Source organism: Enterococcus sp. DIV1089c (genome assembly GCF_050530965.1).
Taxonomy (GTDB): Bacteria; Bacillota; Bacilli; order Lactobacillales; family Enterococcaceae; genus Enterococcus_B; species Enterococcus_B hirae.
In genome coordinates this window covers 2,649,012-2,665,000 of the sequence record NZ_CP172888.1, presented here as the reverse complement: position 1 = coordinate 2,665,000, position 15,989 = coordinate 2,649,012, and the positions used below count along the sequence as shown (strand labels likewise).

11 protein-coding genes and 5 tRNA genes (1 of these 16 only partly in view) are annotated in these 15,989 nt (G+C 36.3%); 12 read left to right on the top strand and 4 right to left on the bottom strand.

The annotated features are described in order from the left end of the window. From IGL30_RS12580 to gor, 10 genes are all read left to right on the top strand, one after another. Positions 1–18: transfer RNA gene (locus IGL30_RS12580), tRNA-Gly, on the top strand (it extends 54 nt beyond the left edge of the window). 16 nt (positions 19–34) lie between these two features. After that, positions 35–120: transfer RNA gene (locus IGL30_RS12575), tRNA-Leu, on the top strand. 10 nt (positions 121–130) lie between these two features. Continuing rightward, positions 131–204: transfer RNA gene (locus IGL30_RS12570), tRNA-Arg, on the top strand. Between the two features lie 18 nt (positions 205–222). Continuing rightward, positions 223–296: transfer RNA gene (locus tag IGL30_RS12565), tRNA-Pro, on the top strand. A 59-nt stretch (positions 297–355) separates the two neighbouring features. Continuing rightward, positions 356–429, top strand: a tRNA-Arg gene (locus IGL30_RS12560). A gap of 130 nt (positions 430–559) precedes the next feature. Continuing rightward, positions 560–1,030, top strand: a complete 471-nt coding sequence (locus tag IGL30_RS12555) for a CtsR family transcriptional regulator (RefSeq protein ID WP_034700167.1) — start codon at positions 560–562, stop codon at positions 1,028–1,030. A 6-nt stretch (positions 1,031–1,036) separates the two neighbouring features. Further along, positions 1,037–3,517 (top strand): ATP-dependent Clp protease ATP-binding subunit, encoded by a 2,481-nt coding sequence (locus IGL30_RS12550; RefSeq protein WP_123875128.1) that lies wholly within the window; start codon positions 1,037–1,039, stop codon positions 3,515–3,517. A 191-nt stretch (positions 3,518–3,708) separates the two neighbouring features. Beyond that, positions 3,709–4,632: a peptidase U32 family protein gene (locus IGL30_RS12545; RefSeq protein WP_088745606.1), complete on the top strand. Its 924-nt coding sequence runs from the start codon at positions 3,709–3,711 to the stop codon at positions 4,630–4,632. A gap of 18 nt (positions 4,633–4,650) precedes the next feature. Beyond that, positions 4,651–5,892, top strand: a complete 1,242-nt coding sequence (locus tag IGL30_RS12540; protein ID WP_010720714.1) for a peptidase U32 family protein — start codon at positions 4,651–4,653, stop codon at positions 5,890–5,892. A 171-nt stretch (positions 5,893–6,063) separates the two neighbouring features. Then, the gene (gor, locus tag IGL30_RS12535) at positions 6,064–7,410 is read left to right on the top strand and encodes a glutathione-disulfide reductase (RefSeq protein WP_053765987.1); all 1,347 of its coding nucleotides are present in this window, start codon (positions 6,064–6,066) and stop codon (positions 7,408–7,410) included. 108 nt (positions 7,411–7,518) lie between these two features. On the opposite strand, the gene IGL30_RS12530 is transcribed toward gor, so the two are convergent. Continuing rightward, positions 7,519–8,952 (bottom strand): helix-turn-helix domain-containing protein, encoded by a 1,434-nt coding sequence (locus tag IGL30_RS12530; RefSeq protein ID WP_317751797.1) that lies wholly within the window; start codon positions 8,950–8,952, stop codon positions 7,519–7,521. A 371-nt stretch (positions 8,953–9,323) separates the two neighbouring features. Between IGL30_RS12530 and IGL30_RS12525 the strand changes: the two genes are divergently transcribed. Then, positions 9,324–10,400 (top strand): helix-turn-helix domain-containing protein, encoded by a 1,077-nt coding sequence (locus IGL30_RS12525; protein ID WP_260222102.1) that lies wholly within the window; start codon positions 9,324–9,326, stop codon positions 10,398–10,400. A 90-nt stretch (positions 10,401–10,490) separates the two neighbouring features. On the opposite strand, the gene menA is transcribed toward IGL30_RS12525, so the two are convergent. From menA to pplA, 3 genes are all read right to left on the bottom strand, one after another. Then, positions 10,491–11,444 carry a 1,4-dihydroxy-2-naphthoate polyprenyltransferase gene (gene menA, locus IGL30_RS12520; protein WP_010737221.1) on the bottom strand — a complete coding sequence of 318 codons (954 nt, stop codon included), beginning with the start codon at positions 11,442–11,444 and terminating at the stop codon, positions 10,491–10,493. A gap of 12 nt (positions 11,445–11,456) precedes the next feature. Continuing rightward, positions 11,457–12,557 (bottom strand): FAD:protein FMN transferase, encoded by a 1,101-nt coding sequence (locus IGL30_RS12515; RefSeq protein ID WP_088745607.1) that lies wholly within the window; start codon positions 12,555–12,557, stop codon positions 11,457–11,459. 175 nt (positions 12,558–12,732) lie between these two features. Beyond that, positions 12,733–13,662 (bottom strand): extracellular electron transfer flavoprotein PplA, encoded by a 930-nt coding sequence (gene pplA, locus IGL30_RS12510; protein WP_088745608.1) that lies wholly within the window; start codon positions 13,660–13,662, stop codon positions 12,733–12,735. Positions 13,663–13,962: 300 nt separating this feature from the next. Here pplA and IGL30_RS12505 point away from each other — a divergent pair, with 300 nt between their 5' ends. Beyond that, positions 13,963–15,900 carry an NAD(P)/FAD-dependent oxidoreductase gene (locus IGL30_RS12505; protein ID WP_053765979.1) on the top strand — a complete coding sequence of 646 codons (1,938 nt, stop codon included), beginning with the start codon at positions 13,963–13,965 and terminating at the stop codon, positions 15,898–15,900. Positions 15,901–15,989: the final 89 nt, after the last annotated feature.

Below are 15,989 nucleotides of genomic sequence, written 5' to 3'. Positions count from 1 at the left end.
CGAACCCCGTTTTCCGCTTTGCCAAAGTAACAACGCCGGGGTGGCGGAACTGGCAGACGCACAGGACTTAAAATCCTGCGGTGAGTGATCACCGTACCGGTTCGATTCCGGTCCTCGGCATTACAAATATGCGCCCATAGCTCAACTGGATAGAGTGTTTGACTACGGATCAAAAGGTTAGGGGTTCGACTCCTCTTGGGCGCGTAGTCTTTTTTATATTTTCGGGAAGTAGCTCAGCTTGGTAGAGCACTTGGTTTGGGACCAAGGGGTCGCAGGTTCGAATCCTGTCTTCCCGATTTTTTATTTTTATTGATTTTTCTAGAAATGTATTTTATAATTTAAATGAACTGAATATGCGCCCATAGCTCAACTGGATAGAGTGTTTGACTACGGATCAAAAGGTTAGGGGTTCGACTCCTCTTGGGCGCGTTAATACGGAATCCTGCATTCCGTATTTTTTTATATTTTTAATGATTTCTAAGGGAAAAGTCTTTCTTCTTTCTTTCTGATATTAAATTCGCTATAATTAAGGTCAATATTAGTCAAAGGAATGAGTAAGATGGCGCATCAGAATACCTCGGATTTAATTGAATCATATATAAAAAAGTTTTTAGAAAAGAATGAAATGATTGAGATTCGCAGGATTGAACTGGCCGACCTCTTTAATTGTGTACCTTCTCAAATTAATTATGTGATTAATACTCGTTTTACGATTCAGCGAGGTTATTTGGTTGAGAGTAAACGTGGCGGTGGTGGCTACATACGGATTGCCAAAGTAAGAATTTCTGATAAAAGGCATATGTTGGAACAAGTGAATCAGCTATTCAATGAAACGATTAGTGAAAAAAATGCTTTTGCAATCATCCAAAAATTATATGAGGATCAAATTGTTACTAAAAAAGAAGGCAATTTAATGCTGAGCGCAATTGCCAAAAATACACTGAATGTAGATGGTGGGCTAGAAGATTATGTTCGTGCTCGAATTCTTCGAGCATTTCTTGAACGATTAAGCTATGAAGATGGGAAGTGAAGATGAATGGAAGAACTTTTTACGCAAAGAGCACAATTAGTATTAGAAATTGCACAAGATGAAGCAAAAAAGTTTAAGCATCAGTCTGTTAGTTCTGAGCATATTTTGTTGTCATTGGTTATTGAACCGAATGGAATTGCTGGGAAAGTACTACGTGAAGTTGGATTAACTGAAACAGACATCTACGAAGAGATTGAGCATTTGATTGGCTACGGTACAATGACTTCATATCCTCAAGGAACCTTTTTACCTTATTCGCCACGCATGAAACAAATTTTTGCATTGGCAAATAGTGAAGTAAGAAAAATGGGTGCTCAAAAAGTGGGAACGGAACATATCTTATTGAGTATGCTAAGAGATGAAAGTATCATGGCTACTCGGATGATGATCAATTTGGGGATCAGTTTAACGAAAGTCCGACAATCTTTGAAACAAAAAATGGGCATAAAAAATGATAGTCGTAATAATAGTATCCGTCGTAAAAACCCACAAGAAAAGCGTCAAATGGTAAAAGGTACTCCAACGTTAGATTCTTTAGCAAGAGATTTGACGAAGTTAGCGAGAGACGGAAAACTTGATCCAGTTGTTGGGCGTTCAAGAGAAGTAAAACGCTTGATTCAAATACTTAGTCGCCGAACTAAAAACAATCCTGTATTAGTAGGGGAACCTGGTGTTGGTAAGACAGCGATTGCTGAAGGTTTAGCCCAAAAAATCGTGATGAGTGAAGTTCCTGAAGAGATGCAAGAAAAACGCTTGATGATGTTAGACATGGGGTCTTTAGTAGCGGGAACAAAATACCGTGGAGAATTTGAAGACCGTATGAAAAAGGTGATTGACGAAATCTATAACGACGGTCAAGTCATTTTATTCATTGATGAGTTGCATACCTTGATCGGTGCCGGTGGTGCAGAAGGGGCAATTGATGCATCTAATATTTTGAAACCTGCTTTAGCTCGTGGAGAATTACAGACAATTGGTGCTACAACGTTAGATGAATATCAAAAGTACATTGAAAAAGATTCTGCCCTTGAACGACGCTTTGCTCGAATTCAAGTAGATGAACCGACACCTGAAGAAGCAGAAGAGATTTTACGTGGTCTTCGTTCAAGATATGAAGAGCATCATGGTGTAGAAATCACTGATGATGCGATAAGAGCTGCGGTTCATCTTTCTGTACGCTATATCACTTCTCGTCAATTACCTGACAAAGCAATCGATTTGATTGATGAGTCAGCTGCTAAGGTACGCTTAGATCAAACAGATGATCTTTCGGAATCTACAGTAATTAAGTTGGAAATCGAACAATTAGTCAAAGAAAAAGAACGAGCAATCCAAAAACAAGACTTTGAAATAGCAGCACAATTGCGAAGACAAGAAAAAGCATTACACAAAAAATTAGTAAAACTATTGATACTAGAAGAAAAGCAGGAAAATGGTTATGCTGATCGTGTGACTGAAGAAGATGTAGCCACAGTCGTTTCTGAATGGACAGGTGTTCCATTACAACAACTGGAAAAGAAAGAAAGTCAGCGTTTATTGGAATTAGAAGCACTTTTACATGAACGTGTTGTTGGACAAGATGAAGCAGTCAAAGCAGTATCAAGAGCAATTCGTCGGGCTCGTAGTGGGTTAAAAGATCCAAATCGACCAATTGGCTCCTTTATGTTCTTAGGACCGACAGGAGTTGGTAAAACGGAACTTGCCAAAGCTTTATCTGAAGTGATGTTCGGGGATGAAAACTCCTTGATTCGGGTTGATATGTCTGAGTTTATGGAAAAATACAGTACGAGTCGGCTGATTGGGTCACCTCCTGGCTATGTTGGGTATGATGAAGGTGGGCAATTAACAGAAAAAATTCGACAAAAACCTTACTCTGTCATCTTATTAGATGAAGTAGAAAAAGCCCATCCAGATGTATTTAATCTGTTATTACAAGTACTAGACGATGGCCATTTAACAGACTCTAAAGGTCGGAAAGTTGATTTTAGAAATACGATCATGATCATGACTTCCAATATTGGTGCAACCCAAATTCGAGAAGAAAAAAACGTTGGCTTCAATGTCCAAGACATTACCAAAGATCATAAAGCCATGCAAAAGCGTATTTTAGAAGAATTAAAGAAAACATTCCGTCCAGAGTTCTTGAACCGGATAGATGAAACAGTTGTCTTCCATTCATTAAGCAAGGATGAAATCCACTCCATTGTTCAAATTATGAGTCGAGCAATCGTCAAACGTTTGAAAGAACAGGATATCCAAGTGAAGATCACTCCGGCAGCAATAGATGTGATCGGAAAAGCTGGTTTTGATCCTGAATATGGCGCTCGTCCAATACGAAGAGCGTTGCAAAAAGAAATAGAAGATCGCTTAAGTGAAGCATTATTAGGTGGAGAAATCCATTTAGGCGATCAAGTGACAGTGGGAGCCTCCAAAGGAAAAATCACTTTGAATGTACGTCTTCCAAAAAAGTATGTAGTTGAATCATAGGAGTTAAAAAAGAAGTGAGAGAATTTTGTTCCACATAACGATTGAAGGTTATGGGCAAAAGACTCTCACTTTTTTATTTTTTTACTTTTTTCCTTGTGAATTTAAATTCAAAAATCCACCAATAAATGTAAGAAGTGTTGGCAACTTTTTTAAGCTATGCTACTATTATGGAGTTGTAGGAGGAGGAAATGATGATCGAAATCATAACTACGGTAGAAACTTTTGAACAAGCAAAAGAATTACTTGAAGCAGGAACAGATACTTTGTATTTTGGCGAGGAACTATTTGGTTTGCGATTACCTGCGTCGTTTACAAGAAAAGAACAACGTCAATTAGTTGAATTGGCGCACACATATGGTAAAAAAGTAAATATTGCGATGAATGGGATTATTCATCCTGAAAAAATGAAAAAAGTACCTGAATATCTACAATTCCTGAAAGAAATTGGGGTAGATCAACTGACAGTAGGTGATACAGGTATCATATACACCATGAAGAAACATCCAGAATGGCGTATTCCCTACATTTTTGATGCAGAAACGTTAGTTACTAGTGCTAGACAAATCAATTTTTGGGCGAAAAGAGGAGCTGTTGGAGCTGTTTTAGCTAGAGAAGTTCCTTTTGAAGAAATGAAAGCCATGGAAGAAAAACTAAATGTTCCGGTAGAAATTCTAGTGTATGGTGCTACTTGCATTCATCAATCAAAACGTCCTTTATTGCAAAATTATTATCATTTTACCAAACAAGAAGAGCGAGTAGATCGTGATCGGGGATTGTTTATTTCAGAACCTAAGAAAGACGACACACATTATTCCATCTATGAAGACACTCATGGGACCCATATTTTTGCCAGCAATGACATCAACCTGTCAAAAGAATTAGGGTTATTGTATCAACATCAGTTCCGTACATGGAAACTTGATGGTTTATTTACCCCAGGAGAAAATTTTGTAAAAATTACCAAAGCATTTGTGGAAGCGAAAGAACAAATCCTTGCAGGTACTTGGAATGAGGAAAGTGCTGAAATATTAAGCAAAAAGATAAGTGAATTACATCCTCAAAATCGTGAATTAGATACTGGCTTCTTCTATATTGATCCTGAAGCCATCAAGTAAGGAGTATGACGAGAAAAAATGACAACAAAAAGAAAATTGAAACGACCCGAAGTCTTAGCTCCAGCTGGGACACTTGAAAAATTAAAGACAGCGATTCATTATGGCGCAGATGCAGTCTATATTGGCGGAAATGCTTATGGACTAAGAAGTCGCGCAGGTAACTTTACCTATGAAGAGATGGCTGAAGGCGTAGCTTTTGCAAAAGCACATAACGCAAAAGTATATGTTGCTGCAAATATGGTGACACATGAAGGAAATGAAGAAGGTGCTGGAGAATTTTTCCGTCAATTACGTGATGTCGGAATTTCTGCCGTAATTGTTTCAGATCCAGCGCTGATTGAAATATGTGCGACAGAAGCACCGGGCTTACCGATCCATTTATCGACACAAGCATCTGCCACTAACTTTGAAACTCTTGAATTTTGGAAAGAAGAAGGATTAGAGCGTGTCGTTTTAGCTCGTGAAGTTTCTATGGAAGAAGTGGCTGAGATTCGTAAAAATACGGATGTGGAAATTGAAGCCTTTATCCATGGTGCGATGTGTATTTCTTATTCTGGCCGTTGTACTTTATCTAATCACATGTCAATGCGTGATGCTAATCGTGGGGGCTGTTCACAATCTTGTCGTTGGAAATATGGATTATTTGATATGCCTTTTGGCCAAGAAAGAAATCATCTGACAGAAAACGGCGAAATAGAAGAAGAATTTTCAATGAGTGCAGTAGATATGTCGATGATCGAGCATATCCCGGAATTGATTGAAAATGGGGTAGATAGCTTTAAGATTGAAGGAAGAATGAAATCAATCCACTATGTCTCTACAGTTTCTAATGTTTATAAAGCTGCGGTCGACAGTTATATGGAAGACCCTGAGAATTATGTCTGCAAGCAAGAGTGGATTGATGAGTTATGGAAAGTGGCACAACGGGAACTTGCTACAGGATTTTATTACAATACACCAACAGAAAATGAACAATTATTTGGGGAACGTCGTAAGATCCCTGTTTATAAATTTGTAGGTGAAGTAATGTCTTATGATGAAAAAACCAAAATTGCAACGATCCGTCAACGAAATCTATTTTCTGTGGGAGATGAGATCGAATTTTATGGTCCAGGATTCACTCATTTTAGCCAAACGGTTGAGGTAATGTACAATGAAGAAGATGAATCCATTGATCGGGCACCAAATCCGATGATGATTTTAACTATGCCAGTGACACAACCTGTAAAACCAGGAGATATGATTCGGAAAAGAAAATAAAAGCATACGCTAACCAATCGAATAAAAATAAAGCATCAAAGTTATATTATCTGTTTAAACGTGTTACACTTATTTTTTGTAAGGATAAAAAGAGTAGAGAAGAAATTTTTCTTGAAAATTTATCCAAAGTAAGAAGAAAAGCAAGCATCTTCTTAAATTAGGAGGCATAGCATGAAAACGTATGATTATATAGTTGTCGGTGGTGGTTCTGGAGGGATCGCCTCTGCGAATCGTGCCGGAATGCACGGTGCAAAAGTTTTATTAATTGAAGGAAATGAACTTGGTGGGACTTGTGTGAATGTTGGTTGTGTACCCAAAAAGGTAATGTGGCAAGCCAGCACGATCCTAGAAACAATGGAACGAGATGCTTCAAGTTATGGGATCCAAGCAGATGTAAAAAAAGTAGATTTTAGAGAGTTAGTTGAAAAGCGTGAGAAATATATTGACTTTTTACATGGTGCGTATCAACGTGGCTTAGATAGTAATCAAGTGGATGCAATTAAAGGATATGCTACCTTTATAGACAGTCAAACCGTGGAAGTAAATGGGGAAACCTATCAAGCAACAAAAATTCTGATTGCAACTGGTGGTAAGCCTAGCAAAATGACGATCCCTGGTGGCGAATATGCAATTGATTCAAATGGCTTCTTTGAGATGACAGAATTGCCAAAACGGACAATTGTTTTAGGAGCAGGTTATATTGCCGCAGAACTTTCTGGTGTTTTACACGGACTAGGTAGTGAGGTAATGTGGGCGTATCGAAAAGAACGTCCATTACGAACTTTTGATAAAATGCTATCTGATAACTTAGTTGAGATGTATCAAGAAGCTGGGATCAAAACTTACGCTGGACATATAGCTAAAGAAATCATCAAAAACGACAATGAGTATACAGTTGTATTTGAAAATGGTGAACGACTCTCTGGTGATTGTGTATTGTTTGCAGGTGGTCGAGTGCCTAATACCGATCAATTAGGATTAGAAAATACCCAAGTAAAATTAGATGAACGTGGTTTTATAAAAGTTGATAAATATCAAAATACCACAGATCCACATATTTTTGCGGTGGGAGATGTGATCGGTAAAATTGATTTGACACCAGTGGCAATTGCTGCAGGTCGCCGTTTATCTGAACGGCTATTTAATGGGAAAGAAAATTCTTATCTAGACTATCACTTAGTACCAACAGTTGTATTTACCCATCCACCAATTGCAACGATCGGTGTAACAGAAGATGAAGCATTGGCTACTTATGGAAGTGATCAGATCAAAGTTTATCGTTCACGATTTACACCTATGTATTTTGCATTGAATGACTATCGACAAAAATGTGAGATGAAATTGATTTGCGTAGGAGAAGAAGAAAAAATCATTGGCTTACATGCAATTGGTATTGGTGTCGATGAAATGTTACAAGGTTTTGCTGTTGCAATTAAAATGGGCGCGACAAAAGCAGATTTTGATGATACGGTCGCTATCCATCCAACTGGTGCAGAAGAGTTTGTTACTATGCGATAGAAAGTATAACTATAGTGCGAGTCCAAAGTTAGTTTTTAGACTAACTTCAGGTCGCACTATATTTTTATGCTGTGATACCGATGTTAAACGAGCAATGATGTAACTCCCTTATGCATAAAGAAGTTCTTTTAGGTTGCTCCAAAAAACAGAAGTGGGAATTTTTGATATTTTTAACATATTAGTCGAGATTTTCGTTTGATTTAGCTCGATATCAGTTAAAATTAGGTCATATTGATTGATTTTCACATAATCAACAGAGAAAATATTTTCTTGATACATATAAATTTTATATAACGACGGAAATTTTTTTAACAGCAGTTGTTTATAGAAAGACAAAATCCGTTCTTCCTGATAAGAAACAATGACGATGGATAAATGTTTTTTATAAGGAAGGAGTGTTGATAATAATTGTGGAGATAATGTAATCAGTTCTAAAAATAATTCTTCATAAAGTAATTGGTTTTCTTTGATTTCAGTCAAACCGGCTTGTTCGATTGACTTTTCATAAGCTGATAATAGTTTTTCTGATTCTTTGATAAATGTTTGTGACAAAAGATCTATGTATGTCGTCTTAAAGGATTGCAATCGTTCATTAAAATGGATAAAGTCATTTAGTCTTTGTATGTCATTAGGAGATAAGGTAATATCTATGCCCATATAACGATAAAAACTATGAACTAAATTTTGTAATTTCTTTTGCTCCATTAATTCATCATTTTTTGAATTAAAAAAATATAAATGACTATATGAACTTAATAGGTTATGGACATTTGACTTTGTAATACTAAAATTATATTTCTTTTCAATGATCGAACAAAGAACGGTACTTTTTGTCAATAAGTCAAAAAATAATCGTTCACTTTCGGTTTCTTTTTTTAAAGGGTAATCAATTATGTGTCGTTGTCCGATACGAATAATGGACGTATAAAAATAGTAACTATTTAAAATTAACTTATATGTACTTACTGAAGAAAATGTATGGTTTTTATTATGATAACGTTGTAACAAGTCAAATATATAGTCAAAATGTGGTAGTTGCTGCGGGGTATAAATTTCACGAAACATGCTACAAAAAAAATGCCGTATAAAACTTTCGTCACCTGTAATTTGTAACTGAGAAGCAACTTTGATCATGATTGGCCAGTTTCTTTCAGAAAAATATTCATTGATTTTAAAAATAATTCGCCGAATACTGGTTTCACTTAAAAATAATGTTTCAGCGAGTTTTGACAAAACAGGTTCATTAATAAAAATCGTTTTTAAGATTTGAACGTTCGTAGAATGATTTAGTATTTTTTTGATTAAGTCTTCCAGATTCATATCATTAGGCATTTTTAATGTTATGATTTGATATTGATCAATTTTAACGACAACAGGGGAATAGGTGTGGTTAAAAAAAACAATGTCACTTAATAATGTTTTTTTTGTCACATTTAATTGCTTTGTTAGCGTGTTGCACTCAATTGATGACATACCCAGAAGTAATGCTAACTTGACTTGTCTTTCTGAAGTTTTTTCCAGTATATTAAGTTCTTTCATCATCATTTTGGATTTCAAAATCTTAGAAATCGCTTCCTCCCACCTTTCTCTTATGGTATATAAATTATTTTATCATATATTTTTGTTATGTTAGTGTTTTTTTTATAAATTTCTATACTTGTTTTTTATTAACTTTATAGTAAATCGTTCATGGTTATTTGTTACATTGGTTATTATTGTATTTAGTTATTGTTATTTAAAAAATGGAATAGATATATTCTATATGATTGGATTTTTAAATTTTATATTTTAACACAATTCAAATATTTTTGAGAACTTAAATTTCTAAAACTAGAAAAAAACATACGGGAAATTAAAGGAATTGACTGTACGATACTCTTACATGATGTTTAATAGAAGGGAGTTTTGTACTTATGGGGTTACTTGAAAAGCAATTAGAAAGGCAAGTTACCTTACTTTATTTGTTAAATACTAGGTCTTCCAATCTTAACAAACTAGCAAGGAAGCTGACAATTACCGATAAAACACTAATTGCTGATATTGAACACTTCAATGATTCCTATTTTCCTGTTCATATTGAGGTAAATAATCACAAAGAAGTGAGTTTGACGATACCGAACAATGTCAATTTAGATGATATTTTTGTAAAAATACTGAATAATTCAATTAATGTCAAAATACTAAAATACATAGTCATATACGAACCAACACTAACTGAAATTTCTCAATCTTTATTTTTGAGTAAAACAAGTATTCGCAGGATTGTGTCAAAAATAAACAATTATTTTTATACAGAGACCATAAATATTCAGATCGATTTACAAGCAAAATTAATGGTAGTTGGCAATGAAACGGAAATTAGACGTTTATTTGCATGCATGTTTAAAGAGATGTATCGAATACAAGAGTTTGCTTATTTTGATTCTATCTATCAATTAATACGTAGGTGTCTCAAAGCACAAAATAAAACGGCTAGTGCTCCTAAAATTATTTATTCGGTGTATTACATTTTTCTTTCGATCATTCGTATAGGTCACAAACACTTTGTACCGGAAGATGAGTTGGAGAATAAAGAAATGGTTGTCACTGAACTTTTAACAGTAATTCAAAAAGATACGGTCTTTACAACGTTGATGAGTCAAAAATATAAGTTTAATGTAACTAGAAATAATGTAGCAAATGTCTTAAGTTCCTATTTCGGTTTGCTCTTTACAACAGATACTAATCGCCAGACAATCATGCCTAAGAAAATTGAAACTTTTCTTACTCATTTTTATTATTTACTTAACATTGAAGGATCGGTCAGTAAAAGGACAATCGACTACTTATCTGACTTTATCAATTTTTATAAAGAATTAATGATCTTTAAAACGTGCAATACCAAAGGCTGCAAGACTAACTGCAGAAAACCAACGAATAAACGGCGGCAATACACTAACGAAAGGTTTACAGGGACAGCTTTTGCAAGCGCCTGTAAGGTAAAAGATTAGCATTCTAAGATAACTTAAAATTAACCCATGAAGTCACAGCTTTTCATTGACTTCATGGGTTTTATTTTTATTTGAAAAATCAATGGATCTCTAAACATAAGACAACAGAATACTGCAAAGTAAGCCCAATGCATAACTACTGTTGAACAAGATCATATTTTTGATGGCATAGCTAAAACTGATGGGGTGAGGCAAGGATTGTTTGAATTGTTGCAAGTTACGATAGATCGTTGGTAATGTGAGAAAAGTCAACAAGATTGGCCACTGGTAGACATGGCTCAATAGTCCAATCAAGACGACTAGATAACAAGCATACATCAGTAACTGGAACAACAATTGTCCAATGGGGCGCCCAATATAAAATACTAAAGTATAGCGATGATTTTCGATATCTCTTTCTAAGTCCCGTAGATTATTAGCTAACATGATATTGGCAATCGTAAAAACCAAGGGGAGTGAAGCTAGGATGATCGTCAAGATACTCCAAATATTTCCTTCTAAACGAAAGGTTCCTGTCTGAAAAGAAAGAATCAGGTCAAATACTTTCGTACTGTAAGTATTGATATAAATGACCATGGCAAAAATCCCTAATCCCATCGTTACCCCACTAAAAATTTCCCCTAAAGGCATTCGTGATAAGGGAATGGGCCCAAAGGTATAAAAAATGCCAATAAAGCAACAAGTAGCGCCCATCAATAATAATAAAATCCCAGTTCTGGCGGTTAGGATTACACCAATCAGTAAGACAAAGAAAATCATTCCTAGGATCATTTTTTGGATCAGCTTTGGTGAGATGCCAGTTCGTCCAATTACGTTTTCTTGGTATTTATAAGTTTTCGAATGGGCTTTTTGGTAGTCCATATAGTTGTTGATTGCTGTTGTTGCTAAATCAAAAACCAACATACCAATAAAAAACAACCCTGTATTAAGCCAATGTATTTCATGAAAAAAAGCGATAGAGAATAAAACCCCTATCGCAAAAGGAAATACACTAGCCACCTTTGTTCGTAGTTCTACTACTTCTAAAAAGATCTTTAGTGTCATAGTTCATACTCCTTATTTCAATTCAGAACGATCGCCCATCGTATATTTAGAATCTTTGTCCAAAACGAAAGTATCTTTGATTGGATCGGTCACGTATACTTTGTTTTCTTTGGTAACAAAAATGGCTTCCGTTCCATCATTCAGTTCACTTTCGACGTATTCCAATCCTTTTTTCACACCCATTGAAAAGACAGCTGTCGACAAGCCATCACCATCAATTGATTTATCTGTGATGATTGTAACACTAGCAATATCATTATCAAAAGGATAACCAGTATCTGGATCAAATAGATGATGATATTTTTTACCATCTACTTCTAAATAACGCTCATAGATGCCAGAAGTCACTAATGTTTTGTTCCGTTCTTTAATCGTCCCTAAAACAGAACCACGTGCTAGATTCGGATCTTGGATACCAACTGTCCAGTCTTGATCTTCACCACGTGGGCTATGACCTAAAACATAGACATTTCCACCTAAGTCAACGATAGCAGTCGTTACACCTTGCTGTTTTAACACTTTGACAACTTCATCTGTGATATAGCCTTTAGCAATGGCTCCAAGATCGATGATCATGCCTTTTTCTTTCAGATAAACAGTTTTGTCTTTATCGTTCAGCTCAATTTTATGGTAATCAACCAGCTTTAATGCTTGATCGATTTCTTCTTGGGCCGGTTTTCTCGCATCGTCAAACCCAATACGCCATAATTGAGTAATAGCACCGATTGCCATGTCAAAACCACCTTGTGAATCTTGACTATATTCATAAGCACGTTTTAGTAACGTGTAGATATCATCAGAAACCTTTACTGGCTTGATACCCGCTTGTTGGTTCACTGCGTCGATTTCGGAACCCTCATGATTGATCGTGATTTTATCACCTAGTTCTTTGACCCGAGCAAAGGCAGGTTTTAATGCTGCTTCTTTGCCTTCATCATAGATTCGAATCCGAACATAAGTCCCTAATAAGAACTGTTCATCAGAATAAGGTTCTTGTAAAATTTTGGTGGTTGTTTTGCTCTCAGAGGTCGTTTGTTTCGTCGCTGTGCTGCAAGCTGCTAACGTGAACAAACTTAAAAAGGCTACGAAAGAGAGTAATCGTTTCTTTAACATGTGTTTCCTCATTTCATTAGTGGAAGGGACGGTTGCTGAGAAATCAAAAAGTGTACTTTGAGAAATAAGCCGAAACATCACAAAAATTTTTCAAAGAAAAATTTTGGACATCTCGGCTTGGATCTCAAAGAAACAACTTGTGCAATCGTCTCTTTCACGGATAATTATAGAAAATTTATTTTGTTACGATATTGTCAACTTGAATTGTTTGAGTGTCGCCTTTTTCAGCAGCATTCACTAATTGTTGTGCATACATTACAAATGAATGTGAGCTGTGAGTCGCACCAGTGACAACTTCAACATCTGCAGGTGAACCATCTTCTTCGCCCATCGCTTTGACAAGTTCATCGTTCAATTCAGGGATGTATGTCTCTGGAGAAGTACCACTTTTTGCTTTCATATTTTTGTTGTAGTCTGCATCGTCTTGTTTTGAGTTGCCGTCTTTGTCGACATAGTCAAATTTAGATTCAGATACTTTACCATCAGCGACTGTCATTTCAAATTGGACACGGTAACCATTAGAATAGTTTTTCTCTTCTAATTTGTATGTGCCATCTTGAAGATCTGCACCGTTATTGATTTCAATTGTATCAGTATTACCAGCTTGAGCAGCTTGGATCAATTGTTGTGCATAGTTTTGGAAGCTTTCTGAAGAATGAGTTGCACCAGTAACAACTTCAACTCCACTTGCGCTTTGTGCTTCGACTAATTGTTCATTCAATTGTGGAATGAATTTTTCTGGGCTAGTACCAGCTTTTGCTTCCATGTTTTTGTTGTATTCTGTATCTTTGGTTTTAGACTCGCCATTTTCGTTGATGTTGTCATATTTAGATTCAGTGATTTTGCCATCTTTGACAACCATTTCGAAGACTGCACGATAACCGTTAGAGTAATTTTTTTCTTCTAATTTATAAGTACCATCTTGTAACTCGTCGCCAGCAACGATTTGTGCTGAGCTTTCAGTTGTTTTTGTTTCTGATGTCTTAGCAGTTGAAGCTTCTGTTGAGCTGTTAGAGCTTCCGTTATCATCCGCACCACAAGCACCTAACATTAAAGCTGAAAAAGCTAATACAGCAAATCCAGTAATAAAACGTTTTTTCTTCATTTTACTCCCACCGTTTCCTTTTTTAGTACACAATATTCTTTGTGATTCATTATACATTCTAATGAAAATCAGCCATAAGTCAACCGTTTTCGTCAAATAACTAGTGTAATCTTTAAACCGTTTTCTTTCTGTAAATTTCGTGAAAAAGAGCTTAACCACAAATTTTTAAAAATAATGAAAATGAGTTAGACAAAAGGGAATAACATCTATATAATGTATAAAGATTGTGTAATAGGTAGCAAACTAATACAAATGTTAATCATTTCAAATAAAGGATTACCAATAAGGAGCGGATGAACAATGACAAAGCAAAATATTGTCGTTGTGGGTGCAGGTTATGCCGGGGTATCAGCAACAAAATACTTGGCAAAAAAACTTAAAAAAGAAGATGTGACAATCACTTTGATTGATCGTCATTCGTACCACACGATGATGACAGAATTACACGAAGTTGCAGGTGGACGGGTTGAACCAGAAGCAATCCAATATGATCTACAGCACTTGTTTGCTCGACAAAAAAATGTTCAATTAGTGACAGATACGGTCACTGGTATCGATAAAGAACAAAAAGTTGTGAAAACAAAATTAGGCACTTACCCATTCGATCAGTTGATCTTGGGAATGGGGGGAGAACCAAATGATTTTGGGACTCCTGGAGTAAAAGAAAACGGCTTTACCTTATGGTCATTTGAAGATTCAGTTAAAATACGTGAACACATTGAACGTACCGTGGCAAAAGCAGCTTTAGAACCTAACGATGCGTTACGTAAAGCAATGCTGACGTTTGTGGTCTGTGGTTCAGGATTCACCGGAATCGAAATGATTGGTGAATTGATTGATTGGAAAAACCGTTTGGCAAAAGACTACAAATTAGACCCAAGTGAAATTACACTGATGGTTGTAGAAGCAATGCCGACGATTTTAAATATGCTGGATCGTAATGATGCAGCCAAAGCAGAGCGCTATTTAAAGAAACATAAAGTAGAACTACTATTGAATGCACCAATCGTGGAAGTAGCGAAAGACCATATCAAGTTAAAAGATGGTCGTCAGATTCCTACCCACACATTGATCTGGACAGCTGGTGTCAAAGGAACTTCTGATGCTGCTGATTTTGGCTTAGAGTCCGCTCGTGGTCAACGTTTGGTAGCGAATGAATATATGCAGGCAAAAGGATATGAAGATAAAAACATCTATATTATCGGAGACTTGGTTTTCTATGAAGAATTTCCTGGAACACCAACGCCACAAATCGTTCAAGCGGCTGAACAAACAGGTCATACAGCAGCAGCCAATATCGTGGCTGCCATCAAAGGCGGCGAAAAGCATAAGTTTAAAGGAAACTATCAAGGTTTCATGGTATCGATCGGTGCCAAATGGGGCGTTGCCAATTTATTTGATAAGATCCATTTAAGTGGTTTCTTAGCAATTGTGATGAAACACATCGTCAATTTGAAATATTTCTTTGATATTCGTTCTGGCTATTATATGTTCCAATACATGATGCACGAATTCTTCCATATCAAAGACGATCGTAATGTGACACGTGGCCATTCTTCCCGTTATGGAAATGTCTTATGGAGTGTGCCTTTACGAGTGTTCTATGGTCTGGTTTGGTTTATCGAAGCCTTCAAAAAAATTGTTGGTGATGGGCAAGTGTTGAAACCAGGTACTTGGTTTGGTGAAGGTTCATGGTTTACAGGTAACAGCGTGTTCCCTTGGACTTGGGAATACAATGTGACCGATGTAGCAAGTGGGGCTTCCGCTGCTGGCGATGCAACAACAGCAGCTACTGGTGCAGCAACAAGTGGTGCAGGAGAAGCAGCGACACAAGCTACTCACTTTGGTCTAAGTTATGCTTATGGTGAACAGCCTATGGCCGTGATTGAAAAATCACCAGACTGGTTCACAAAAATGATGCAAGTGATCATGCCAAACAATGATGTAGCAATGTTTTTCCAAAAATTCATGGTATTCTTTGAAATTGCTTTAGCACTCGCTTTGATTGCTGGTTTATTTACCTGGTTATGTAGTGCAACGACCATTGTTTTAGTGATTACTTTCTGTCTATCTGGAATGTTCTACTGGGTAAACATCTGGTTTATCTTTGTTGCTTTTGCATTGATGAACGGTTCAGGTCGTGCAATTGGTCTTGATCGCTGGGTGATTCCATGGTTACAAAAAACACTAGGCAATTGGTGGTATGGGAGACCTAAATCCCGATATGGGTCAAAATAAAAAATTAGCCTAGAGCTTAAACTGAACAATTTGAGAATAATGGCTGATTGAAGAAAGTTCTGGGGAAACCTAGGACTTTCTTTTGTTTC

What these genes read in the sequence shown, in the direction of transcription:
- IGL30_RS12540 (WP_010720714.1), top strand. Translation starts at nt 4,651, where the DNA reads ATGACAACAAAAAGAAAATTGAAACGACCCGAAGTCTTAGCTCCAGCT.
- IGL30_RS12505 (WP_053765979.1), top strand. Translation starts at nt 13,963, where the DNA reads ATGACAAAGCAAAATATTGTCGTTGTGGGTGCAGGTTATGCCGGGGTA.
- IGL30_RS12515 (WP_088745607.1), bottom strand. Translation starts at nt 12,557, where the DNA reads ATGTTAAAGAAACGATTACTCTCTTTCGTAGCCTTTTTAAGTTTGTTC.
- menA (WP_010737221.1), bottom strand. Translation starts at nt 11,444, where the DNA reads ATGACACTAAAGATCTTTTTAGAAGTAGTAGAACTACGAACAAAGGTG.
- IGL30_RS12555 (WP_034700167.1), top strand. Translation starts at nt 560, where the DNA reads ATGGCGCATCAGAATACCTCGGATTTAATTGAATCATATATAAAAAAG.
- pplA (WP_088745608.1), bottom strand. Translation starts at nt 13,662, where the DNA reads ATGAAGAAAAAACGTTTTATTACTGGATTTGCTGTATTAGCTTTTTCA.
- IGL30_RS12525 (WP_260222102.1), top strand. Translation starts at nt 9,324, where the DNA reads ATGGGGTTACTTGAAAAGCAATTAGAAAGGCAAGTTACCTTACTTTAT.
- IGL30_RS12530 (WP_317751797.1), bottom strand. Translation starts at nt 8,952, where the DNA reads ATGATGAAAGAACTTAATATACTGGAAAAAACTTCAGAAAGACAAGTC.
- IGL30_RS12550 (WP_123875128.1), top strand. Translation starts at nt 1,037, where the DNA reads ATGGAAGAACTTTTTACGCAAAGAGCACAATTAGTATTAGAAATTGCA.
- gor (WP_053765987.1), top strand. Translation starts at nt 6,064, where the DNA reads ATGAAAACGTATGATTATATAGTTGTCGGTGGTGGTTCTGGAGGGATC.
- IGL30_RS12545 (WP_088745606.1), top strand. Translation starts at nt 3,709, where the DNA reads ATGATCGAAATCATAACTACGGTAGAAACTTTTGAACAAGCAAAAGAA.